A 23,671-nucleotide genomic window follows, 5' to 3' on the forward strand; every position below is an offset into this window, starting at 1 on the left:
AGCTGACCGACCCCCGGATCGCCCCGGCGCCGGACACGAAAAAGCCCAGGTCAGGGATACGGACCTGGGCTTTCTCATGAAAGCCGCCTTCGGGATTCGAACCCGAGACCTACGCATTACGAGTTGTCCGATCTTGGTCCGGGTGAGTCCACGTCCGTCCGCTCCAGTCCCAAACCCGCTGCTGAGCGCAGGAAGCCGTACTTCTGTGGACGTCAGTGCACCACCCGGAGCCCCACCCCGTTGAGACCACAACTGAGACCGAGCTGTGTGGGCGTCGCCGACCCGGTATGAACTTCAGACGGTCGGGTTCGGCCAAACCGCTTGAACGCACGACCACATGCGGGATGATTGTGTGGTCACACCATCACTTCGCGTAGTGCAGAACGGCGAGGAGAGACTTGAACGAGCCTGCCGTGCCACGGTTCGCACCTGGAGAGGTGGCTAAACAGCTTGGCGCGGAGGCCACGTTCCTCGGCGCCGGCGCCTTCGGCGACACATGGAAGGTAGGCGGCGAGGCAGTCAAGATCATCTGTGCCGACGACTACTCCATGGCGCGGCTGGAACGTGAAGTTGAGGGACTTCGTCGCGTCAGCTCACCTCATGTTGTCGCCTTCCACGGCCCCATCACTGTCCGCCTTGGCGGTAGAGCCAGGCCAGGATTGCGGTTCGAGTACATCGCCGGTGGCGACCTTGAGGGGCGGATAGCTGATGGCGAGCTGTTGCCTCCTGAGCATGCAGAAGAGTGCCTAAGAGGACTTTTGGTCGGAGTCCAAGCACTACACAAGGCCGCCACCATCCACCGCGACATCAAACCCGCTAATATCGCTTTGCGTAACGGGAGATGGCAGGACCCAGTCATTTTGGACCTGGGACTCGCTAAGCAGATCGACGCGAGCACCATCACCATCTACCCCGGGCACATCGGAACTTTTCCTTACATGGCGCCCGAGCAATTGATTGGGCAGCGAGCGAGAAAAGCAGCCGATCTATGGGCCATCGGAGTCACAATCCGGCACGCCCTGACCGGTAAGCACCCCTTCTACGAGATAGATCAGTCGTACACTGTCGATGAGGCATACACGCGCCTGACTCAGGGACCGCAATCGCTACCCGGCAACTGCCCTGAGAATGTCTCGGCAATTCTTGACCGACTCACGTCGGTCGTGGAACACGAGAGAGGAAGCGTTTCAAGCAATCTGCTACGCCTGAGTCGCGGTTACTGAGTGGGGGGTTGCAATGCATCAGGACGAGCCCGATCCGATGCCTGAGGATGACCTGGATTGGTCGACAGGCGTACAGGGCGAACTTGACTGGCCGATGGTGGACGAGGAGCAGCTAGAGAACGCCGCGCTGAACGCCTATCTAGATGCCGAGGACGAATATGCTCCCCTGCCCAGCGAAGATAGCTTCCTCATACTGAGTGGCGATAACGCGGGCAGCGTAGTTACCGCTCCGCCAGCAGGGTCGGTGGCGAGCAAAAGTGGAATTGCGCCGCCCAGGATTGAGCGAGATCAGGCGCTGTTGGGATCACGACCCATTTACCTCGTTCAGCGTGGGGGCAGGTACCACAGGTTCATACCCCGCGTTCTTGTCGGCCTCCATGCGTCCTACGGAGACAGCTTGGCTTTGGGCGCAATTGCGAATCTCCCATCAGCCAATGCGCAAGCTCACCGCGATTTTTTCGCTCTTTCTCCAGTATCTGCGCTTCAGATTGCAGATCCCCGCTGCTACCTCCTCGATAAAGACATTCTGCGCCTCCAGAAGGAGCCGATCACGGCTCGCGGCTATAAGAACGCTCCCTACCTCGCCCACGCCGACGCGCGTGATTGGGTGCAACACGTGCTCGACGCTCAAAGAGGCGCGGGAGCAAACCTCCTCCTGACTCCGGGCCGGGCGTTGGACCCCGACGATCCTCAACGATCTCTAGACCGGGCCTATGAGGAAGGCGACGACGTCCTGTCGCGTCTTGGCCGCGGTGAGCGCGTCGCACTAAATCTCACGTTGCCCGCCCGCTGGCTTTCAAGCGCGGCGCTGAGAAACCGCCTTCTGGACCAAATAATGGACCAGGATCAATTCGACACCCTCTACGTCCGTGTGCAGTGGGCTCAAGGCAAAGCCTTCACCCCTCCGGACGACGCCGAGCTGCTTGCGGGCATCAAGAAGCTCGCCAACCTGTGCGCGGATGAGGAGCGGTGTCTGCTTCTACCACAGACGGGTATGACAGGCTGGTACGCTCTCGCGCACGGGGCTGCTGGGTTTGGACTTGGCGTCAGCGGGGCCGACCAGGCTTTTGCCGAATACGTCTTCCGCCCCGGCGCCAAGGGCGCGGTCGAAAGGTACTTCGAAAAGCAGCTTCTCCACACGCTGGATAGGAATACGCACAAGGTTCTTGCCAGGACACCTGGCTATGTACGGTGCACCTGCCCATACTGCCCAGCGCTCTTCGCAAACGAGCCATGGTCTCACGAACTTTCCGCCCTGCACTACTTGCACAACATGGGCGAACTTACGGCCAAGGTGCAGCGGGACTCGGCACGCAATGGAAGGCACGCCGCCCTCAGGAGAATTGTTGCGGCCGCCCAAAGATTCGCTACTGGCCTGCCTCTCAGCACGGAGCAGTCTCCAAAGCATTTGGACGCCTGGGGTCAGGCCCTGTAGAAGTGGTTAGGTGACTTCCAAACACGTGTTGGATGGGGCCGCTCACCTTGCCGTGCATGCACAGTTCAGCGGCCCTCTCCACCAATAGCTCCCGGTAGACACTTTCTCCACGGCTTTTAGCCGGCTTCGGAGCAACCAGCGGCTTCAGACCGGTTTTTTGGTCTAGAGATGCAAGCCCGATTCCCGCGATCGAGAACCAGTCGCGATGGGCGAGAGCTGGTGCGGACAGCTCAGCATCAAGCACGAGCCAGGCTTCATCGGCAGCTAGCCCATGTCGAAGAGTTTGATGGTAGCCGCCTCGCCAGTCCCGAATCTTCGCTTCGATGGTGCAAATTCGAGTAGCTAGGCTGCGGAAGCGACTCACCGCCCTCCATTGCCCCCTCGAATGCTTTTCCACGTGCCCCGAACTAGCGAGCTGGGGTAGGACCGTAGAGGAAATATGCCCAGGACTCAAACGAGTCTGCTTGGCGATCTGGGAAGGAGACAGAGACTCCCCCAATCTCTTCTGGAGGGACAATAGGACGCTCATACCGCCAAGATCTAGGATCAACCCCTGTGACCGCAAACGCCGTTGGCGGACCGCTTCTTCGTCGAAACACACAAGGACAATGTCAGGAATGCCGGAAGTTGACTGAACCTCAAAAAATACCCTACTTCTTGCGCCGATCAACTTAGATGCGTGCTTAACAATTGGTTCGAGCATGTCGGCTTCTCTCACAAACTGCGCTTTTGGCATGAGCGCAACTCCTCGACTCGAACCTAGGAACAGAAACTAGCAACGGAAGTCTAGCGGAAATTCTGCCACCACGGCTAACAGAACGGCTAAAATCGACGCAGTTGACTGTGTTGGACGTCTGCATGCGAAATTGCTCACCCTTTTTGTCGAGCCTGTCGGCCGAGGTCCCTACATAGAGCGTTGAGAGGCAGCAGCCTGACGACTTCATCCCAGCCACCGCACCTGAGGCGGTGCGTAGACCTCCTACCCCCCGCCTCACCGACGACGGTTCCAGGCACTCCGCATGGGTCGCAAGTCATGGGAGTCTTGTGGTCGACGACGGGCGAACAGAGAGGGAGAACGAGTGTCGCAGCAGGCCAACCCTCGGGGAACCTTCCTGAAGGTTGCCGACTCGGTGAAGGATCAGATCGAGGGCGACCCGGACATGACGGAGCTTCCATCCCTGGCGGAGATCATGCGCGACCACAAGGTCTCGCGCGGAGTCGCGCTGCGCGCGTTCGGCGTGCTGCGACAGGAGGGCGTTGCCGAACCGGTACCGGGCGGGCGGTGGCGAGTCGTGCGTGGGGGTGGGCAAGTCGACCGGCGCCCCCTCGAACAGCGGATCGCGGACGTCATCGTGACCGACGGACTTGAGGTGGGGCAGCCATTCCCCAGCGCTTCCGCGCTGGCCGACCGGTTCGGGGTGTCGCGTCCCACGGCGTCCAAGGCCCTGGAGAAGTTGGAGTCCGCCGGCGTGCTGGCGGGAGGCGGACAGGGCAAGGTGCGGACGGTCCGCGCTGTGCCGACGCGAGAGGAGCGTTCGTAGCTTGCCGGAGTTGACAGAGTGGGCCTATCCCCTGGCTGAGTCACTGCTCGCCGAGCCGCTGCCGCGGCGGTGGAAGCACTGCCTCGGAGTCGCCGAGAGGGCGCGCACGATTGCGCTCGTACTCGGCCAGGACGCCGATCTACTGGAGGCCGCGGCCGTCCTGCACGACATCGGTTACGCGCCGGACCTGGCCAAGACTGGCTTCCACCCGCTGGACGGGGCCCGCTATCTCCGAGACGTGGCCGGCGCCGACAACCGCGTCATCAACCTGGTCGCCCACCACTCCTGCGCCTGGCTGGAGGCGGAAGCGCGCGGTATGCGCAGGGAGCTGGAGGCCGAGTTCCCCCGGGAGAGCGCGCACCTGAACGACGCACTCTGCTACTGCGATATGAACACGACGCCGGACGGTACGCCCACGAACCCGATCGACCGAATCAACGAGATTGCCGGGCGATACGGGCCCGACAGTCTGATCGGTATGTTCATCCGCCGGGCCGAGCCGGAGATCCTCGCGAGCACGTCGCGTGTCCTTGAACGGGTCGCTACCGTCAAGCGTCAGCCAATGTAGGGGGTCGTCCGCGCCCGGTCTATGGCGTGCTCGATGCGGAGACGCATGGTGGGGTGGATGTTCAACGTCGACAAGTCCGCTGGGTCGACCCAGCGGACTTGTGTCGTCTCGTTGCTCGTACGCAACTCACCGCCGACGGGGCGCGCGCGGAAGCAGATGCTGAACTGCTGGCGAACCTCTCCGTCGTCGTACTGCATCACGTGACCGGGGTCGGTGTAGATCCCGGACATGCTGACGACTTCGGCCTTGATGCCGGTCTCTTCCCAGACTTCGCGCACCACGGTGTCGCTGATCGACTCGCCCGTGTCGTGGCCACCGCCGGGCAACGCCCAGCGCCCGTTGTCGGACCGCTGGATCATCAGCACCTGGCCGGCATCGTTCTGGACGAAGGCCACGACAGACGGGACGACCGAGTTGGCCGGCGGGGCGTCAGGATCATGCAGGTAGTCGATGCGTCCCATATTTCAAGCTCCCGTGATGTCGCGATCCGTGATCTGGCGTGCGCCTCCCCAGGTCTGTTCGATGCTATTCGCGTAGGTGTCGAACAGACCGCCACCCGGCATACGCCGTAGGTGAAAGACCGGCGCCATGTAGGCACCGATGCCATAGACGTGGGGGTTGACGAGCATCTCGTCATCGGACCGGTAGATGGAGTTGTAGAGCGTAGTCGCGTGCAGGCGGAAGCCAATCTCTGGATGGCTCTTGAAGAGAGGCCGATAGTTCACCAGCGCGTTCCGGATCTTGCCGTCCATGACCCGGTGACCTTCGTCTACGCCGCGCTGCTGAACGGCTTCGCAATCGGGGTCCCCCAGCAGGATGCGTACCTGCGTGGTTCCCTCGGTCTTCTTCTTCAGGAGATCCAGGAACACAGGATCCTCGGACAGGAAGAGCCCCGAGTAGACCAGCACGTCAAGGTTCCTCTCGGCCCTCGCGTACAACTGCCGCCAGAGGCCGGGGGGCACGGTGTGCCGATGCGGGTAGACAGCGACGATCTCCGCTTTGGTCAAGTCCGTCGCGGCGTCGACCGCACGGCTGTCATCCCACAGTGTCGTGACGTCGACGTTGAGCGCTGCGGCCGTTGAGTACTGGTGTCGCCGGTACGGCACTTTGCCCTGCGTGATCCAGCGCTCAACCGTCTTCGGGTTGACTCCGATCTCGTCAGCCAATCCCTGAACGGTCATGCCACGGGCTAACAGAGCCGACCGCAGGCGTTCGTTGGACATCTGCACCCCCGATGGGACGTCTAGGGACTTCTTGACGGTAGCGAGAACTCCCTGAGCTGTCCACGCATGGGGTAACCAACTCCCGCTACCTGCGCCGATGCTGAGTGGGCGCCAGAGCACATCGGCGCAAAGCCAAGCGACTCCGTCGACGTGCTTGACGAACCTGCATGTAGTACCTGTAAAACAGGTACTACATGCAGCGGGGGCGAGATTCGCTCGGCTGGGTGGCGGCTGATGTCGCACGTGCAGAGGGCGGGGACGCTGCAATCCCGCTAAAGGCCAGGTGGAACAGGGTTTCGGCCCGTACTGGCGAGGTGGCCCGGTGACCGCGAGCAACGGCCGGAGAGTGGGGACGAGGTCCCCCTTGCAGTGCTTAATTCCCCATTGCTCGACACCAAGGAGGCCCGGTGCTCCGAAGAAGACTCCAGGCGCCGCCACCACTGGACCGGCGAGACGGCCACGCCCACCGCATTACCTGACCCCCCGCAGCAGCCTTGCTGCGGCCGGTTGCCTCCCCTGCCCGTCCGGCCTTCGGGCTGTACGGGCGGGGCCGAGGGGAGCCGGATTGCTGGTTCCAACGGCGTGCCCCCGGTGCTGGAACACCGGGGGCGCTGTTCGGGCCGTTCCCACCTGTGAGAGGAACACGACCCAATGAGCCACATCGTCACTGTTCAGGACGCTGTTACCGCGTTCGCCGACTTCATGGAGCCGACGAACGCGGAGCTGGACGCCATCGAGCAGGAGATGCCCGTAATCCTCGCGGACGTCGACCTGCTGGACGCCCACATCGTCACCCTCGACCGCACACCGACCGAGCTGGACGAGCGGCGTATCCGCCGGGCCCGCCGCCGCGCGCTGGCCGCCCGGGTCGCGCTGGTCAACCGCACGGCCGGTACGAGCCTTTCCGGCGGTGCCGCGTGAGCACCGTGACGGAGAAGAGCCTGACCGCCGCCCACGCGGAGGTTAAGGCGGAGATCGCGCGGACGGACACGAAGACGGCGCTGCTGCTGGCGTTCGTCGGCGCTGTCCTCGCCGGCGCCTGGACGGTCGCCCGCGACCTGTCGTTGCACACGGCCGCGAGCATCGTCGGCGGTACCGGTATGGGCGTGCTGATCGCCGCGGCCGGTCTGTTGCTGCGGTCGGTGCGGCCAAACCTGTCCGGGCGACACGGCTTCCCGCTGTGGGCCACCCTCACGGCCGAGGAGATCACGGCGGCGGTGCAGAGGGACATGGCCGCTGACATTGCCGGGCTGTCCCGGCTGGCGGTCGCCAAATTCACCTACCTGCGCCGCGCGGTCGACTTGATCTGCGCCGGTGGGCTGCTGCTCATCCTCACTGCGCTGATCGCGGCAGGGGGTGCGCTGTGAAGGTGAAGACGGTGCTTCCGGCTGTCGCGCTGACGGCCGTGTCGATGGTGCTCACCCTCGCGGTGGTCATGATGTGGCTGGGTGCGGCGGTGCCGTGGCCGGTCACTCTGGTCGTCGGTCTGGGGATCGACGGGGGATGGCTGGCCACCCTCGCCTACGAACGTCGCCTTGCCGCGCAGGGGGACCACAACTGGGCCGTTACGGCGGTGGGCTGGTCGTTCGGTGTCCTCGCCGCGGGCATCCTGGTCGCGCACGCGCTGACCGCTGAGCACTCCGCCGAAGCGTGGCTGGCTGTGGCGTGGCTGCCGATCGCGGCCAAGGCCCTGTGGCTCGTGCACAGCCTGTGGGAGCGCACCGCGCTCACGCCCCTCGCGCTGGACACGATCCGGGGAATCCAGCAGGAGGCGCGCGACGAAGCGGCCGTGGCCCGTGCCCGGCTACGCGCAGAAGCGGCCACCGAGGAGACGCGGCTGACGGCCGTGACGGAAGCCGGGGCCCGCGTCGCACGCGTCCAAGCCAAGACCTCACGGATCCTCGCGGGGGCGTGGTCGACCCTGGAGACCGCCCGTAAGGGCGATGAGACGGGCAGGGCTCTGACCAGCGTGACGACACCCGTCACGCCCGGCGTCGCACCCCGCTGGGAACTGCCCGTCTGGGGACCGACCGAGCCGGTTCCGGCGCTGGAGACAGCCGCCCCGGCCCTGTCGGATGACGCGCTGGACACGCTGGTCTACGACATCCGGCACAGTCAGACCCCGCCCCTGTCCTACCGGGAAATGGCCGCCCGCTTCCGCGCAGCCGGCCACTCCGCTTCCGAGGTCCGGTTGCGGGCTGCGTGGAAGCGGGTGGCCGCGTGAGTACCCTCGCCGCGCTCTTACCGGCCGTGCCGCCCGTCATCGGGTGGGCGGTACACGCCCGATGGCTACACGGACGGCTGACCACCGCCCGACGTGATCCGCTCACCGGGTTGTGGACGCGGGACGCGTTCACCCGGCGGGCCCGCCGCCTGCTGCGCGACCCCCGCGCCGTGGTCGTGCTGGCGGACGTCGACCACTTCAAGCAGATCAACGACACCCACGGCCACGCGGCCGGAGACGTGCTGCTCGCCACGGTCGCCGCTCGGCTCGCCCACGGCACCCCCGGCGGTGTCGTCGGGCGGCTGGGCGGAGATGAGTTCGCCGCCGTGATCATCGACCGCGACGGCACGGCCGCTGAGCGGCTGGACGTCCTCGGCCGCGTCCTCGCGCGGCCGGTCGACGCCGCCCCGGAGGTGCACACCACGGTGTCGCTGGGGTGGGTGCGGGCCGCCGACCACCCGAGCGAGGACCTGTCCTCGTTGCTGCGCCGCGCCGATGAAGCCATGTACACGGCCAAGCGGTCCGGCCGCTCCGCGCCCCGGCGGGCCCATCTGGGGCGGCTGCTCGGGTCGGTCGTCGGCCGCCGTCCCGGACGGCGTGGCGCGGCGTGAGCACGTTGCCCGTCTTCCGGTGGCGCCTGGCTCCGGACGGCTACGCCACCCGCCGCCAACTCCGGGCCCGTGGCCTGCGGCCCGGTGGTCAGGGTGTGGCCGCTCAGCTCGAAAGGCCCCGGCGGCGGGGCCGCCCGCCCCTGGTCGCCTACCTCTACCGCATCGACCTGGCCAAGCCGGTCCGGCCCATGACTCCGGCCCGGTGGGCCGCACTCGCCAAGGCCAACGCCGCCCGACGCACCTGCCCCGCCTGTCGGCGCGACGCCGGCTACGCCATCCCCCCGACGCTCGGCACGTGCGTGCCGTGCGCCTACCCCGAGCAGTACGCCGCCTGAAGTCCCGGCAGGGCCGGTCCGCTCACCTCCTACAGCGACGGACCGGGCCCCGCCTTCCCTCTGCGAGAGAAGGAAGTCTCAGTGAAGCATCCCGACGACGACCACGAATTGTTCAACCGCCTGGAAGCCGAGATGGCGGCCGACCAGGGCGCCGACGTAGTCGACCTGGACAAGGCCCGCGCCGCCCGCGAACCGGCCCCCGCCACCGGCCCGGAGCCGGCGGACCCGGGCACGCCGGTCATGGTCGACCAGCCGGCGCCCGCGGCGACCGGTCCCGGCTACCTCGGGCGGCTCGCCGGCGCTCGCCGCCGCCCGGTCGTGCCCCTCTGGCTGAAGTCCGTGGCTGAGCTGCGCACCGCCGCCGCGTGGGTGGCCCGGCACTACGCCCACGCTGCCGGCTACCACGTGCTGCGTGCCCCCGTCTACGCCGCCCGGCTCGCCCTCCAGGCCCCGGCCGGCGCCGCGAAGGTCGTTGGGGGCACGATGCGGTGGGTGGCCGACCGCGAGGGCGAACCGGTCCGGCTCGCCGCCGTGCGCCGTGAGGACGCTGCCGAGTATCTGAAGCTGTCGCGCCAGCGTGACGGACGGGTCCGGCTGCGGACCCTGGTCGCCGCGCTCGCGCTGTTCACCGGTCTCGGTCTGGCGCTCGCCCTGTACGTGCTGGCCCCCGACTGGCTGCAGGCCGTGTCCGTCGGCGCGGTCGTCCTCGCCCTGGGAGCGGCCGGCCGCAAGCCGGACGCCCCGGTCGTGCACCGCGCGGTGGAACTGCCCAAGGCAACCAAGCTCACCAGTGACATCGTGCTGCGGGCGCTGGGAGCGCTGGGCATTCCCGCGATCAATCAGGCGCAGGGCAAGGGCCGGGACGGGTTCGAGTTCACCGCCCCGATCACCCGCGACGGGCCCGGCTGGCGCGCGGAGGGGAACCTCCCCTATGGCGTGACCGTGACGGACATCATCGAGCGTCGCGAGCGGCTCGCCTCCGGTCTGCGCCGCCCGCTCGGATGCGTGTGGCCCGAGGCGGTCCCCGACGAGCACACCGGGCACCTCGTGCTGTGGGTCGGGGATCAGGACATGTCCCGTGCCTCTCAGCCGACGTGGCCGCTGCTGAAGTCCGGGCAGGTGGACCTGTTCAAGCCGGTCGCCTACGGCACCGACCAGCGCGGCCGGTGGACTGAAGTCACGCTCATGTACATCGCGGGCGTCATCGGCGCGATCCCGCGCATGGGCAAGACGTTCCTCCTGCGTCTGCTGCTGCTGATTGCGGCTCTCGATCCGCGTGCTGAGCTGCACACCTACGACATGAAGGGCACCGGCGACCTGGACCCGGTCGGCAACGCGGTCGGCTACCGGCACGCCGCCGGCGACGACGACGAACCCGTGCAGTACGCGCTGAACGACTTCCGGGCCCTGCGCGAGGAACTGCGCCGGCGCACGAAGGTCATCCGTTCCCTGCCCCGGGACATCTGCCCCGAGTCCAAGGTAACCAGCGCTCTTGCCGACAAGCGCTCCCTCGGTCTCCACCCGATCGTGGTGGGGGTGGATGAGTGCCAGGTCCTCTTCGAGCACCCCGAGCACGGCAAGGAGTTCGAGGAGGTCATCACCGACCTGGTCAAACGCGGCCCCGCCACCGGCATCGTGGTCCTGCTGGCCACGCAGCGACCCGACGCCAAGTCGCTGCCCACCGGGATCAGCGCCAACGCGTCCGCCCGGTGGTGCCTGAAGGTGATGGGCCAGCTGGAGAACGACATGGTCCTCGGCACCTCCGCCTACAAGCGCGGGGTGCGGGCGACCATGTTCGCCTGGGGAGACAAGGGCATCCACTACTTCGTGGGTGAAGGCTCCGACGCCCGTATCGTGCGCTCCGTCTACGTCGACGCCGGCGGCGCCGAAGCCATCGCAGCCCGCGCCCGCCGCGTCCGCGAGAAGACCGGACTGCTCGCCGGCCACGCGCTCGGGGAAGCACCGGAGCCGACCACGGCCGCCTATGACCTGCTCGCGGACATCCTCGCGGTGGTCCCGGCCAAGGAAGCCAAGGTGTGGTCGGAAACCATCGTGACCCGGCTCGCGGACCTGCGCCCCGAGGTCTACGACGGATGGGACCCCGACGCGCTCGCCGCCGCGCTCAAGCCGCACGGCGTGTCCACCATCCAGGTTGGGCGCCGGGTCAACAGCAAGGTCGTCAACCGGCGCGGAGTCGACCGCTCCCACATCACCACCGCAATCGCAGAGCGTGATGGGAAGCGGGACGCGGGCTGACGCTCCGGGGCAGCTAACGATAGCGGCAGCCCCCGCTAACGTTAGCGGCCCCGCTAGCGCCCCAAACCACCTCTGATCAGGCCGCTAGCGGATAGCGGCCCACCTGCGCAAACCCCAGAAACCCGCCAGGAAGGGCCCCGCATGACCCCCGCCCTGCTCGCTATCGCCTGCCTGCTCGCCATCACCCTCGGTTACGGCGGTGTGTGTGCGGTGTCGCCATTCGGTGACTGCCGCCGCTGCCGTGGCATGGGCCACGCCCTCAAAACCGACCGCAAGGGACGCATGAAGCGCGGCAAGGACTGCCGCCACTGCCACGCCACCGGCAAGCGCATCCGTACCGGCCGCTGGCTCTACAACCGCTGGGCGCGCATCTACCGCACCGGCACCGACACCGACACCCCGGAAGGGTCCCGATGATCCTCAACATCTCCGCCGTGCTGCTGTTCGGCACCGCCTCCATCTTCGCGGTCAAGACGAAGTCCACCGGCGGCGGCGCCGCGCTCGTGCTGTTCCTGTTCGGGTTCTTCACCGCCGGCACCGGCGCCTACGAGCCCATCCACAACCTCGTGCAGGCATCCGCCGACGCCCTGTCCGCCCTCGGCAACTGAAGGAGACCCGGCCGTGAACGAACCCACCACCCACCACGCCGCGCCCCTCGTGGTCCACCACCCCACCCCGCTCACCCCCGCCGCCATCCACCCGGCGCCGGTCGTCCCCATCCAGCCGAGCACGGTGCCGGCGGTCGCGAGCGTCGTCCTTCCCGACGGGCGTGTCGTCACCGGCTACGCCGTGGCACCGGCTCAGCCGGAACCGGTCGCCGCCAAGCCGGCTGTGTCCCGCTCGGCGGTGAACGTCGCCCTCGGAGGCGTCGGGTTCGGCGCAGTCTGCGGCGGGCTGTTCCTGCTGACCTCGTTCATCACGGCGCTGGCCGCGTTCATCCACCAGCTCGTCATCCTCGCCGCCGTCGTCTTCGGCGGCTGGATCGCCGTGCAGGTCTTCAGCGGCCGCGGCCGCCGGGGCGGGATGACCGTGAACATCCGCAAGGCCGTGTTCAAGCGCAACCACTTCCCCAGCTAGCTACGCCAAGGGCGGCCCCTCCGTCTCGCCAAAGCCGCGGGGCCGCCCTTGTCCACCTGCCAACCACTTGACTTGTGGAGGTCTCCCAGCATGACGCAACCGACCCTGCTCCGGCGAGTACGCGGCGACATGAGCACGCTGCCCGAACCCCTGCGGACCGCGTTGACACTGGCCGCTACCGGGGTGCCGGTGCTGCCCCTGCGCGCGGGGAAGGCGCCGTTCGGCAACTGCCGTACCTGCGCGGGCAACGCGTGTGGTGGCCGGCCGAACATGAAAAGTGCGGGCCCCTGCCAGTGCCCCGGCGTCTGCCACGCATGGGCCGCCGCCACCACCGACCCGGTCGTTCTCACCTCCCCGCCATGGGCGGCCGCATGGCAGCGGGCGGTCTGCGTTGCCTACCACCCCGGCGCTGGCGGGCTGACCGTGGTGGACCTGGACAACGCCGACGCCGTCGACTGGGCACGTACTGCCCTGCCCGCCACCCGAACCGTGCAGACGACGCGCGGTGAGCACTGGATCTACCAGGGCACCATGACGTCGTCCAACAGGGTGCGTCCCGGCGTCGACATCAAGTCCACGATGGCCTACGCCCGCTACCTCGGGCCCGGCGCCGGTCACCTGGCCGACCTGCCGAACGCTGTGCGCGCGCTCGCGGTGAAGAAGCCTTCCCCGGCCCGGCTGGCGCCGCATGCGGGCGTCGTGCCCGCGGGCGCCGGCGGTGGGGAGTGCCCGCACCGCACGCCGGTCTATCTGGAGCGCGGCATCGCCATGGCCGAGCAGCGCATCACCGCGGCTTCCAGTGCGGTCCACGCCACCGTCTACCGCACGTTCCTCGCGGTGCTGTCCACGCATGGCCGGTGCGGCTGCCTGACCGACGCGCACATCACCCGCCTGTTCGCCGCCGCGCAGGCCAAGGGCGAGAGCGCCCGGCACTGCACCGACGCGTGGACCAACGCCCGCACCACCCTGGGGATGTGAGCCATGCCAGAGGACGAGAAGACCCCGGCGCGCGAGATCATCACCGACTACGCGCAAGCGCACTTCCGGTACTTCCGCACCGCCGACGGGACCGTGTACGCGCAGCGCAACGGCCACCCCGTGGCCCGACCGATCCGGTCGCAGGGCACCACGGGCAGCCACCGGCAGGAACTCATGGTCGGCCTGTTTCGCGACGGCGTGGGCGTGTTCAACGGCACCGCCCTCAAGGAGGCCCTGGACCTGATCGAGGCACTGGCGCTGACCGAGAACACCCAGCCCGTGCACATCCGCGTCGCGCCCGGCTTCGACGGCGCCACGTGGCTGGACCTGGGCCGCACCGACGGGCGGTCGGTCCGTATCCACCCCACCGGCTGGGACATCGCCGTCCCCGACCCGCGTGAGGTGTGCTGGCGGCGCACCCAACTCACCGGCGAGTTGCCCTTGCCGGCCAAGGACACCGACGGCAAGGGCATCGACCTGCTGCTGCGGCTGACCAACTTCGCCAACGCAGAGACCGAGTGCCTGGCCATCGCCTGGCTCATCGGCTGCCTCGGCCCCTCCGTACCCGTCCCCGCGCCATTCCTCACCGGCCCCCAGGGCGCGGGGAAGTCCACCGCCGGGCGGATGCTCGTTCGGATCATCGAGGGCATGAGCGGCGACCTGCGCCGCGCCCCGAAGGACGAGGAAAACCTGACCGCGGCCGTCGCCGCCGGATGGGTCACCGCCCTGGACAACCTCTCCCACATGACCCCGGACCTGTCCGACGCCATGTGCTGCATCGTCACCGGCGCCGAGAACGTCAAGCGCGCCCTGTTCACCGACGGGGACGTCTTCCGCGCCCGCTACCGCCGCCCCATGCTGCTGACCGGCATCGACGTCGGCGTCATCCGGCCCGACCTCGCCGAACGCCTCCTCCCGCTGCGCCTGGAGCGCCCGCGCGTACGGCGCACCGAGGCCGAGCTGTGGGCGGAGTACGAGGAGGTGCTACCCGTCATCCTCGGCTCGCTCCTGGACCTGACCGTGAAGGTGCGGGCCGCCGAGGCGGACATCCCGACCGATCTGCGGATGGCCGACTTCGCGCACCTGTGCGCGCAGCTCGACGCAGCGACCGGCTTCGGCTCGCTGAACGCCTACCGGGCCAGCCTGGACGACCTCAACGACGACGTCATCGAGGGCGACCTGCTGGCACAGACCGTGCTCAAGCACGCCGCCGGCATGACGCCGGGCACGGAGGTCCGGATGACGTCCTCGGAGTGGCTACACGCCCTCACCGGCCTCTACAGCGGCGAGGAGTGCCGTCCCATGCCCAAAGGCTGGCCCACCACCGGCAAGGTCCTCTCCGACCGCCTCAAGCGCCTCCAGCCCACCCTCGCCGCCCGGGGCGTCGTCATCGACTGGGGCCGCACCGGCTCCGCCCGCTACATCGAGATCACCCGCCCCGCACCTCCGGCACATGAGCAGGCGGCGCTGCACTGACCTGCCGCGCCGCGCCATCGGCGCGGACAAGCAAGAAGAGCACCAGGCGCCGCACCGGCGTGCTCTTCTTGCAGTTCGGCGGCTCGCCGCCGCGCGATGGTCGCGCCGCGAAGCGGCTCCGCATTCGCGCTCTGAGCCGAGCCGCACCACTACAGACACCCTCCCTTTGTCCTAAGGGAAGAGGCGCTGCGTCACCTGCGTCACCTCGGCGCGCACAACGGCCCCTGGCCTGCCGCAACAGGAGTGACGCAGACAGCGGCGGCTGCGTCATTCCGCGTCACCTGCGTCATCGGTGACGCGGGCCCTGCGTCACCGATGACGCACACCATGACCCGGCGCGTCACGAGAAAGCGCAGGTCAGACGCGTGACGTGACGCAGATGACGCAGTGACGCAGAAGTCCGCACCTCGGACAGGCGCAAGCCCTGACAAGTGCCCAAGACCCTAGGAGACACCCGGATGAGCACCGCGATTGCCGCTCCCGTCGATCGACTCCTGTACAAGCCCGAAGAGGCTGCCGAGGCGCTCGCCGTCGGCCGTTCGACTGTCTACGAGCTGATGGCCGAAGGAAGTCTGAAGTACATCAAGTTGGGCCGCACTCGCCGAATCCGGCGTGCCGACCTCGAAGCGTACGTGGCCAACCTCGCCCCGCTGCCCAACTGACCCCAGCACGTCACCGAGGCGCCCCGAGCATCTTGCTCGGGGCGCCTCCCGCATGGAGGAGCACATGAGTCCCCGAAAGCCCAACATGGAGTCGTCCATCTACTTCGGTGCCGATGGCTGGTGGCACGGCCGCGTGACGATGGGCGTCAAAAGTGACGGTGGGCCCGACCGGCGCCACCGCCGGGCCCGGACCGAGGCCGAGATCAAGCGCAAGGTGAAGGAGCTAGAACGCCAACGCGACCAGGGGCGCGCGCCCGCCGCCGGCCGTAAGCCGACCGTCACGGCGTGGATGGTGACCTACCTCACGGATATCGCGAGCCTGAAGCTCAAGCCGCGCTCCCTCGACGACTACTGGTCCAAGACCCGCAACGACATCATCCCCGGCGTCGGCAAGCACCGCATCGACAAGTTGCAGCCCGAGCACTTGGAGCGGATGTACCGGGCCATGCTCGACGCCGGGCACGCTCCCTCGCACGTCGTGAAGGTGCACCGCATCCTGTCCCGTGCTTTGAAGATCGCCCACCGCCGCCGCATCGTCGGCGAGAACGTCGCCACGCTCGTGGACCCGCCAAGCATTGACGAGACCGAGGCCAACCCCTTCACCAAGGAGGAGGCGAAAGCGTTCCTCGAAGCCGCGGCGAAGCGGCCCACCTTCATGCGGTGGGTCGTCGGAGTCGGCATGGGCTTCCGGCAGGGCGAGACTCTCGGGCTGCGCTGGTCGTACGTCGATCTGCAAGCAGAGCTATTCCGCCCAGAGTGGCAACTTCAGCGCCTCACGTGGCGGCACGGGTGTGACGACCCGCATGCCTGTGGGGGGCGGCTGCACCGCTTCGAGCCGTGCCCGCCGGACTGCACCTCGCACAAGGGCTACAAGCGTGGTTGCCCGAAGCCGTGCGCCAAGACGTGCACCAAACACGCAAGCACCTGCCCGGAGCGCAAGGAAGGCGGGCTCACCTTCACCCGACCCAAGACCAAGAAGAGCCGGAACGCCGTGCCGATCCCGCCCGTGTTCGTTCCCTTCCTGCTCGACCACAAGGCCCGGCAAGAAACGGAACGGGAAGCTGCCGGGGAACTGTGGCAGGAGCACGACGTCGTCTTTTCCCGTCCGGACGGCCGGCCACTGGATCCGCGCGCCGACTACGAGGAGTTCAAGGAACTGCTCAAGGAGGCCGGGATCGATGACCGCCGCCTGTACGACGGGAGCCGCCACACCGCCGGCACGATCCTGAACGAGCTGGGCGTCGACATGCCCACGATCATGGAGATCCTGAGGCACACGCAGATCAGCCAGACCCGGCGGTACGTCAAGGGCCGGTCCCACCTGTCCAGGGACGCCATGCGGAGGATGGGCGAGTTTTTCGTATCGCCGCCGACGCCTCCGTCAGCCCCCAATCCGGGCCCCACTGAGACCAGAAGTGAGACCACCGACACCCGTGCGGCACGCTCCCTGCGCCGTCGCCGCATCCGCTGAACGAAAAAGCCCAGGTCAGGGGTACCGACCTGGGCTTTCTCATAAAAGCCGCCTTCGGGATTCGAACCCGAGACCTACGCATTACGAGTGCGTTGCTCTGGCCAACTGAGCTAAGGCGGCATGCTGTGCGAACCCCGCGGGGGGTGCATCAGCGAGCCCAAGTCTACACAGGTCCGGGGGGTGCCTCGCACATCCCTCACCGGCGGCCGCACGGTGCGGCCGCCGGGGCGGAAGGACGGCCGGACCGGGGCGTCAGCGGCAGCGCTTGCCGTCCGGGGGGACCGTGCCCTGGAGGAGGTAGGTGTTGATCGCGGTGTCGATGCAGTCGCTGCCGCGGCCGTACGCGGTGTGGCCGTCGCCCTCGTAGGTGAGCAGGGTTCCGGTGGCGAGCTGGCCGGCGAGGGCCTGGGCCCACTTGTAGGGGGTGGCCGGGTCGCGGGTGGTGCCGACCACCAGGATCGGGGCCGCGCCCCTGGCCTCGATGCGGTGCGGGGCGCCGGTGGGCTCGGCGGGCCAGCCCGCGCAGCTCAGGGAGGCCCACGCCAGGCCCCTGCCGAACACCGGGGACGCCTTCTCGAAGGCGGGCAGGGCGCGGGTCACCTCGTCGGGGCCGGTGAAGGCGGGCGCCTGGTCCAGGCAGTTCACCGCGGCGTTGGCGTACATCAGGTTCGAGTACGTGCCGTCGCTCTCCCGCTCGTAGTAGCTGTCGGCGAGTGCGAGGAGAGCCGCGCCCTCGCCCTTCATCGCACGGGTGAGGGCGTCGCGCAGCTGCGGCCAGGCGCTCTCGTCGTACATCGCGGCGATCACCCCGGTGGTGGCCAGGGCCTCGCCGAGGGGGCGGCGCTCGCCGGTGGGGACGGGGTGGGCGTCGAGCCGCTTGAAGAACGCCTTCAGACGGGTGGCCGCGTCGGCGGGCGACCGGGTGCCGAGGGGGCAGTCGGGCTGCTCGACGCAGTCGGCGGCGAAGGACTCGAAGGCCCGCTGGAATCCCGCCGTCTGGTCGCGGTTGAGCTCGGAGGTCGGCAGCGAGGGGTCCATCGCGCCGTCCAGGACGAGGCGGCCCGTGCGGGACGGGAAGAGCTCCGCGTACGTCGCGCCGAGAAACGTGCCGTACGAGGCGCCGACGTAGTGCAGCTTCTTGTCGCCCAGCACCGCGCGCAGGATGTCCATGTCGCGGGCGGTCTCGACCGTGGAGACATGCGGGAGGATCCTGCCGGAACGCTTCGCGCAGCCCCGCGCGAAGCGCTGGTACGAAGCGGTCAGCAGATCCGTCTCGCCCGGCCCGTCCGGTGTCTGGTCGACCTGGGTGTACGCGTCCATCTCCGGTCCGTCGAGGCACTCGACCGGTTCGCTGCGGGCCACGCCGCGCGGGTCGATGGCCACCATGTCGTAGCGGGCGCGCACCGGGGCGGGGTAGCCGATCCCGGCGTACCCCTGGAGGAAACCGACCGCCGAACCGCCGGGCCCGCCCGGGTTGACCAGCAGCGAGCCGATGCGCTTGCCGGGGCCGGTGGCCCGGGCCCGGGAGACGGCCAGCTTCACCTGCTCGCCGTCGGGCTTCGCGTAGTCCAGCGGGGCACGCAGCGTGGCGCACTCGAAGCCGGGGACGCCGCACCCGCGCCAGCGCAGCCGCTGACCGTAGAAGGGCTTGAGCTCCTCCGCCGAGGCGACGGCTCGGGAGGCGGAGGCCGATGCGAAGGGGGTCGTTCCGCCGTCGGTGCAGCCTGCGACGAGCAGGCCGAAGGCCGAGAGGGCGACGGCGGTGGAACGGAACAGGCGAGCGGAGTACATGTCCGGAGCGTATCCGTGCGGTCACGGATCGTTCCCCATCGTACCCGTACGGGTGAGCGCGATCCCGCGATCCGGACGCGGCGCTCAGCCCGCGCGCAGCGCCATCGTCATGGCCTCCACCGCGAGCAGCGGTGCCACGTTGGTCTCCAGGGCCTCCCGGCAGGCGAGGATCGCCTCGATGCGGCGCAGGGTCGCCTCGGGGGCGGAGTTGCGGGCCGTCCGCTCGACCGCGTCGCGTACGTCCTCGTTGGCGAGGGCGCTGCGGGCGCCGAGCTGGAGGGCGAGCACATCGCGGTAGAAGCCGGTGAGGTCGCTGAGGGCCAGGTCCAGGCTGTCGCGCTGGGTACGTGTCTTGCGGCGCTTCTGCTTGTCCTCCAGCTCCTTCATGGCGCCCGCGGTGCCGCGGGGCATCCGGCCGCCCTGGGAGGCGCCCAGCGCGGCCTTCAGGTCCTCGGTCTCCTTGACGTCGACCTCCTCCGACGCCTGCTTGGCGTCCTCGGCCGCGGCGTCGATCAGCTCCTGGGCCGCTTTGAGGCAGCCGCCGATGTCCTCGACGCGCAGCGGCAGCTTGAGCACGGTGGCCCGCCGCGCGCGGGCGCGCTCGTCGGTGGCGAGGCGCCGGGCACGGTCGATGTGCCCCTGGGTGGCGCGGGCGGCCATCGCCGCGGCTTGCGGCTCGACGCCGTCGCGCCGGACCAGGACGTCGGCGACGGCGTCCACCGGTGGCGTGCGCAGGGTGAGGTGGCGGCAGCGGGAGCGGATGGTGGGCAGTACGTCCTCGATGGACGGGGCGCACAGCAGCCAGACCGTACGGGGCGCGGGCTCCTCGACGGCCTTCAGCAGGACGTTCCCCGCGCCCTCGGTGAGGCGGTCGGCGTCCTCCAGGACGATGACCTGCCAGCGGCCGCCGGCGGGTGAGAGCTGGGCGCGCCGGACGAGCTCGCGGGTCTCCTTGACGCCGATGGACAGCAGGTCGGTGCGGACGATCTCCACGTCGGCGTGCGTGCCGATGAGGGTGGTGTGGCATCCGTCGCAGAACCCGCAGCCCGGTTCGGCGCCGAGTGCCCGGTCGGGGCTGACGCACTGCAGGGCGGCGGCGAAGGCCCGGGCGGCGGTCTCCCGCCCGGCTCCGGGCGGGCCCGTGAACAGCCAGGCGTGCGTCATCCTCGACGCGTCAGGCGGCGCGACGCCGTTCGCCTGGGCGGTGACGAGCGCGTCGGCGTCGCGGGCGGCCCCGCCGAGCTGTGCCTGGACACGGTCCTGGCCGACCAGGTCGTCCCATACGGGCACGGGTCACCGCCCTTCTGCGTACGCGTCGTGCTGCCGGTGCGGTCTCCATTGTGGGGGACGGGTACGACAACGCCGGCCGTCGGCATCCCGGCGGGGCCTTGAGGCGGCGGCTCGCCGGGCGCGGCCCCTCAGCGGCCGCCGCCCCGCGGGTCGTCGTCGTCCTCGTGCGGGCCGAGCAGTTCGTCCGCGAGCGAGGGCAGGTCGTCCAGCGGGGTCTCCTCGGCCCAGTCGGAGCGGCGCCGCGGGCGCCCCTGCTCGTCGACCTGCGGCAGCTCACGCGTCCGCTCGGCTCCCGCGCCCCCCTCCGGCCGGTCGGCCCTGTCGTTCCGGTCGCTCCGGTCGCTCCGGTCGCTCCGGCGGGGCTCCTCGTCCCGGAAGAACCCGGGAGGTACGCGGTCCGCCGGGCTGCCGCCGCGTACCGGTGGCAGGGCGGCCGTCTCGTCGGCGGGCCCGGCGTGGCCGTCCCGTACGGGGCGCAGCAGAGCCGTCTCGTCGTCCGCACCCGGGGCCGGGGCGGGCGGCTCCGCGCCGCTGCCGCGCGGGACGCCCGCCGAGCGGCCGGCCGGGGCCGTGCCGCCGCGTACCGGCGGCAGGACCGCCGTCTCGTCGGCGGGCCCGGCGGCACCGGGGGTCCCGGAGGCCGCACCGTCCCGGTCCGTACCGTCCTGGACGCGGGGCAGGACCGTGGTTTCGTCGTCCTTGCGCATGTTGATGCGCGGCGCCGGGACCTCCTGGGTGTCCTGGTCCGGGTTCACGACCGGGGTCGGCACCGTGACGTCGGTGGCGGAGACGGAGGCGGAAGCGGCGGCGGCGGCCTCCGCGAGGCGGCGTGCCTCCTCGGCGCGCAGCAGCGCCTCCTCGGCCTTGCGCTGCTTCTCCAGACGCCGCGCCTCGGCCTCGGCACGCAGCCGCTCCTGCTCCTCCTTCAGCTTGCGCAGCCGCTCCTGCTCCTCCCGGCGGGCCTTCTCCTCGGCCTCACGGCGCCGCCGCTCCTCCTCGGCCAGCCTGCGCGCCTCCTCGGCACGCCGCCTGGCCTCCTCGGCCTGCCGCTCGGCCTCGCGCTGCCGCGCTTCCTCCTCCTCGCGGCGCTTGCGCTCCTCCTCCTCGGCGCGCAGCTTGGCGAGCTGCTCCTGGCGCTCACGCTCCAGGCGCTCCTCCTCGGCCTTGCGCGCCGCCTCCTCCTCGGCCTTCCGCCGGGCCTCCTCCTCGGCCGCCTTCCGCGCCGCCTCCATGGCCCGGATCTCGGCCTCGGACAGCGGCAGCATCCGGTCGAGCCGGTGGCGCACGACGGTGGTGACGGCCTCCGGCTCCTGGCCGGCGTCCACCACCAGGTAGCGCCCGGGGTCGGCCGCCGCGAGGGCGAGGAACCCGGCCCGTACGCGCCGGTGGAACTCCGCGGGCTCCGACTCCAGCCGGTCCGGCGCCTCCGTGAACCGCTCCCGCGCGGCCTCCGGCGAGACGTCCAGCAGGACGGTCAGGTGGGGTACGAGCCCGCCGGTCGCCCACCGGTTGATCCGGGCGATCTCGGTCGGGGACAGGTCCCGGCCGGCGCCCTGGTAGGCCACGGAGGAGTCGATGTACCGGTCGGAGATGACGATCGCGCCGCGCTCCAGGGCGGGGCGGACCAGCGAGTCGACGTGCTCGGCGCGGTCGGCGGCGTACAGCAGTGCCTCCGCGCGGTGGGACAGTCCGGCGCTCGACACGTCGAGCAGGATCGAGCGGAGCCGCTTGCCGATGGGTGTGGCGCCGGGCTCGCGCGTGACCACGACCTCGTGGCCCTTGGCGCGGATCCACGCGGCGAGCGCCTCCACCTGCGTGGACTTGCCGGCCCCGTCGCCGCCCTCCAGGGCGATGAAGAACCCCGTGCTCGACGGCGCCTGGGCCGGGTCGGCCCCGCGCAGCGCGTCCCGCAGGTCGCGGCGAAGCGGGACGCCGGAGCGGTCGTCGGTCTTGGCGAGGACGAGCGCCGCGACGGGCAGCAGCAGTGCGCCGACCAGCATGAGCGTGAAGGCGGCGCCGCCGTGCGCGAAGACGAAGTCCCCGCCCGCGAGCCGGTGGGGCCCGATGGCGGCGGCCAGCAGCGGGGCGACGAGCGCGCCGAGCGCGATGGCGACCCGTACGACCGCCTGGAGGTGCTCGGTGACGCGCGGCCGCCGGAACTCCTCGGTCTCCTGGTCGATCAGCGCATGGCCCGTGTGGGCGGCGACGCCGGCCGGGAAACCGGCGGCGAGCCCGAGGAACAGCATGGTCGCCATGTCGGGCACGAGCCCGATGGCGAGCAGCGCGACTCCGGTCACGGCGAGCGTCAGCGCGAGCAGCCGGCGCCGCGAGAGCGCGGGCAGGACGGCCTTGGCGGAGCGGATGCCCAGCCCCGTGCCGCCCGTCAGGGCGAGGACGAGCAGCGCGAACGCGACCGGTCCGCCCCCGAGGTCCCTGGTGTGCAGCACGGCGACGGAGGCGGCGGCCGCGATGGCCGCGGCGACGGCGGCGCAGGCGAGCACGAGCAGCGGTATGGCCGCCGTACGGCCCTTGTCCGGACCGGTGCCGGTGGACGGGCGACGCAGGCCCTCGAGCGGGGAGCGCGGGCGGGGGGTCTGCCCGTCGGGCAGCTCCAGGAAGTACAGGACGGACACGGACGCGGCGAACAGTCCGGCCGCGACGTACGACCCGAGGGCGGCCTGGTGGGTGGTGAACCAGTCGATGCCCGTCCCCAGCAGATTGCCGACGAGCGTGGCGACGAGGAGCACGGCGGCCGCGGCCGGGACGGCGAGGAAGCTGGTCCGCAGCGACAGGCGGCGCAGCGCGTCCAGGTGGTCCGGCAGCGGGCGGACGGTCGCGCCCTCCGGCGGCGATGCGGGCAGCAGCGCGGGGGCGGCGCTCTCCTTGGCGACGGTCCAGAACCGCTCGGCCACACCGGCCAGGAAGGCGGTGCCCAGCAGGAAGGCGAGTGCCTTGTCGGGCGTCCAGCCGATCCACAGCGGCGCGACGACCAGCAGCGCGACGCGCACGCCGTCGGCGCCCACCATCGTCCAGCGCCGGTCGAGCGGCCCGCCGGGGGCGGTGAGGGTCGTCATCGGGCCGAGCAGCACGGCACCGAAGAGGAGGGTGGCGAGGATCCGCGCCCCGAACACGGCGGCGACCGCGAACGCCGCACCCCGGTACCCGCCGCCGAACGCACCTTCGGTGACCGCGGCCTGGAGGGCCAGCAGCACCAGGACCAGCAGGGCGAGGGCGTCACCGACCCCGCCGACGAGCTGTGCGCTCCACAACCGCTTCAGCGGCTGGTTGCGCAACAGGGCCCGCACGGCGCGCTCGCGGGAGTCCGCGGCAAGTGCGGCGTCGGAGTCTGAGGTGGGGCTCAAGACCGTTGGCTGCTCGGCTCGCGTCATCCCCTCAGCCTATCCGGACGGGCTGACATGCAGTCCTCCTGCCCGAACAAACGAGCGCGAGCCGGGGAAAGCCGGGCGCCCGGTCCTCGACTTCTCGACGGACCGGGCGAACGGAGCACGG

General features: G+C 69.7%; 22 protein-coding genes and 1 tRNA gene. 17 read left to right on the forward strand and 6 right to left on the reverse strand.

The window, feature by feature from the left end; all coding sequences use genetic code 11:
* Positions 1 to 398: 398 nt before the first annotated feature.
* From IH00_RS40530 to IH00_RS0125615, 4 genes are all read left to right on the forward strand, one after another.
* Positions 399 to 1,223 carry a serine/threonine-protein kinase gene (locus IH00_RS40530; protein ID WP_078887954.1) on the forward strand — a complete coding sequence of 275 codons (825 nt, stop codon included), beginning with the start codon at positions 399 to 401 and terminating at the stop codon, positions 1,221 to 1,223.
* Positions 1,224 to 1,236: 13 nt separating this feature from the next.
* Positions 1,237 to 2,658 (forward strand): hypothetical protein, encoded by a 1,422-nt coding sequence (locus tag IH00_RS42895; RefSeq protein ID WP_158827930.1) that lies wholly within the window; start codon positions 1,237 to 1,239, stop codon positions 2,656 to 2,658.
* Positions 2,659 to 3,737: 1,079 nt separating this feature from the next.
* A complete protein-coding gene (locus tag IH00_RS0125610; RefSeq protein ID WP_031077501.1) occupies positions 3,738 to 4,199 on the forward strand; it encodes a GntR family transcriptional regulator in 462 nt (153 codons plus the stop codon).
* 1 nt (position 4,200) lies between these two features.
* On the forward strand, positions 4,201 to 4,767 hold the full coding sequence (locus tag IH00_RS0125615) for an HD domain-containing protein (RefSeq protein ID WP_031077503.1): 567 nt from the start codon (positions 4,201 to 4,203) through the stop codon (positions 4,765 to 4,767).
* Here the strand turns inward: IH00_RS0125615 and IH00_RS0125620 are convergent.
* Both IH00_RS0125620 and IH00_RS0125625 read right to left on the reverse strand, forming a co-directional pair.
* Positions 4,755 to 5,228 (reverse strand): NUDIX domain-containing protein, encoded by a 474-nt coding sequence (locus IH00_RS0125620; RefSeq protein WP_031077506.1) that lies wholly within the window; start codon positions 5,226 to 5,228, stop codon positions 4,755 to 4,757. The genes IH00_RS0125615 and IH00_RS0125620 overlap by 13 nt on opposite strands.
* Positions 5,229 to 5,231: 3 nt before the next feature.
* Positions 5,232 to 5,990, reverse strand: coding sequence for a helix-turn-helix domain-containing protein (locus IH00_RS0125625; protein ID WP_031077508.1), 759 nt, complete (start codon positions 5,988 to 5,990; stop codon positions 5,232 to 5,234).
* A 651-nt stretch (positions 5,991 to 6,641) separates the two neighbouring features.
* On the opposite strand from IH00_RS0125625, the gene IH00_RS0125630 reads away from it, so the two are divergent.
* The 13 genes from IH00_RS0125630 to IH00_RS0125690 all read left to right on the forward strand — a co-directional run bounded on the left by IH00_RS0125630 (position 6,642) and on the right by IH00_RS0125690 (position 17,080).
* Positions 6,642 to 6,911: a DUF6284 family protein gene (locus IH00_RS0125630; protein ID WP_031077509.1), complete on the forward strand. Its 270-nt coding sequence runs from the start codon at positions 6,642 to 6,644 to the stop codon at positions 6,909 to 6,911.
* The gene (locus IH00_RS0125635) at positions 6,908 to 7,357 is read left to right on the forward strand and encodes a Pycsar system effector family protein (RefSeq protein WP_031077511.1); all 450 of its coding nucleotides are present in this window, start codon (positions 6,908 to 6,910) and stop codon (positions 7,355 to 7,357) included. The genes IH00_RS0125630 and IH00_RS0125635 overlap by 4 nt, the downstream gene beginning before the upstream one ends.
* Positions 7,354 to 8,214, forward strand: coding sequence for a hypothetical protein (locus tag IH00_RS0125640; protein WP_031077512.1), 861 nt, complete (start codon positions 7,354 to 7,356; stop codon positions 8,212 to 8,214). Before IH00_RS0125635 ends, IH00_RS0125640 begins: the two co-directional genes overlap by 4 nt.
* A complete protein-coding gene (locus IH00_RS0125645) occupies positions 8,211 to 8,825 on the forward strand; it encodes a GGDEF domain-containing protein (RefSeq protein ID WP_031077515.1) in 615 nt (204 codons plus the stop codon). Before IH00_RS0125640 ends, IH00_RS0125645 begins: the two co-directional genes overlap by 4 nt.
* On the forward strand, positions 8,822 to 9,160 hold the full coding sequence (locus tag IH00_RS0125650) for an RRQRL motif-containing zinc-binding protein (RefSeq protein WP_031077516.1): 339 nt from the start codon (positions 8,822 to 8,824) through the stop codon (positions 9,158 to 9,160). The genes IH00_RS0125645 and IH00_RS0125650 overlap by 4 nt, the downstream gene beginning before the upstream one ends.
* Positions 9,161 to 9,241: 81 nt before the next feature.
* Positions 9,242 to 11,416, forward strand: a complete 2,175-nt coding sequence (locus IH00_RS0125655; protein ID WP_031077519.1) for a cell division protein FtsK — start codon at positions 9,242 to 9,244, stop codon at positions 11,414 to 11,416.
* A gap of 141 nt (positions 11,417 to 11,557) precedes the next feature.
* Positions 11,558 to 11,833 (forward strand): hypothetical protein, encoded by a 276-nt coding sequence (locus tag IH00_RS0125660; RefSeq protein ID WP_031077521.1) that lies wholly within the window; start codon positions 11,558 to 11,560, stop codon positions 11,831 to 11,833.
* On the forward strand, positions 11,830 to 12,024 hold the full coding sequence (locus IH00_RS0125665; protein ID WP_031077523.1) for a hypothetical protein: 195 nt from the start codon (positions 11,830 to 11,832) through the stop codon (positions 12,022 to 12,024). The genes IH00_RS0125660 and IH00_RS0125665 overlap by 4 nt, the downstream gene beginning before the upstream one ends.
* Positions 12,025 to 12,037: 13 nt before the next feature.
* The gene (locus tag IH00_RS0125670) at positions 12,038 to 12,493 is read left to right on the forward strand and encodes a hypothetical protein (protein WP_031077524.1); all 456 of its coding nucleotides are present in this window, start codon (positions 12,038 to 12,040) and stop codon (positions 12,491 to 12,493) included.
* Between the two features lie 90 nt (positions 12,494 to 12,583).
* On the forward strand, positions 12,584 to 13,471 hold the full coding sequence (locus IH00_RS0125675) for a bifunctional DNA primase/polymerase (protein ID WP_078887955.1): 888 nt from the start codon (positions 12,584 to 12,586) through the stop codon (positions 13,469 to 13,471).
* A gap of 3 nt (positions 13,472 to 13,474) precedes the next feature.
* Entirely contained in the window at positions 13,475 to 14,947 is a 1,473-nt protein-coding gene (locus IH00_RS0125680) for a hypothetical protein (RefSeq protein ID WP_031077528.1), read from the forward strand.
* 458 nt (positions 14,948 to 15,405) lie between these two features.
* Entirely contained in the window at positions 15,406 to 15,609 is a 204-nt protein-coding gene (locus tag IH00_RS0125685; protein WP_031077536.1) for a helix-turn-helix domain-containing protein, read from the forward strand.
* 64 nt (positions 15,610 to 15,673) lie between these two features.
* Complete coding sequence (locus tag IH00_RS0125690; RefSeq protein ID WP_031077538.1) at positions 15,674 to 17,080, forward strand: tyrosine-type recombinase/integrase; 1,407 nt, start codon at positions 15,674 to 15,676, stop codon at positions 17,078 to 17,080.
* Positions 17,081 to 17,126: 46 nt separating this feature from the next.
* Here IH00_RS0125690 and IH00_RS0125695 read toward each other — a convergent pair.
* The 4 genes from IH00_RS0125695 to tmk all read right to left on the reverse strand — a co-directional run bounded on the left by IH00_RS0125695 (position 17,127) and on the right by tmk (position 23,550).
* A tRNA-Thr gene (locus IH00_RS0125695) sits at positions 17,127 to 17,200 on the reverse strand.
* Positions 17,201 to 17,332: 132 nt separating this feature from the next.
* A complete protein-coding gene (locus tag IH00_RS0125700; RefSeq protein WP_031077541.1) occupies positions 17,333 to 18,871 on the reverse strand; it encodes an alpha/beta hydrolase in 1,539 nt (512 codons plus the stop codon).
* 84 nt (positions 18,872 to 18,955) lie between these two features.
* On the reverse strand, positions 18,956 to 20,161 hold the full coding sequence (locus IH00_RS0125705) for a DNA polymerase III subunit delta' (RefSeq protein ID WP_031077543.1): 1,206 nt from the start codon (positions 20,159 to 20,161) through the stop codon (positions 18,956 to 18,958).
* A gap of 128 nt (positions 20,162 to 20,289) precedes the next feature.
* Entirely contained in the window at positions 20,290 to 23,550 is a 3,261-nt protein-coding gene (tmk, locus tag IH00_RS0125710; protein WP_031077545.1) for a dTMP kinase, read from the reverse strand.
* Positions 23,551 to 23,671 lie beyond the last annotated feature (121 nt).

Origin of the sequence: Streptomyces sp. NRRL S-118, assembly GCF_000716335.1 — a bacterium.
GTDB lineage: Bacteria > Actinomycetota > Actinomycetes > Streptomycetales > Streptomycetaceae > Streptomyces.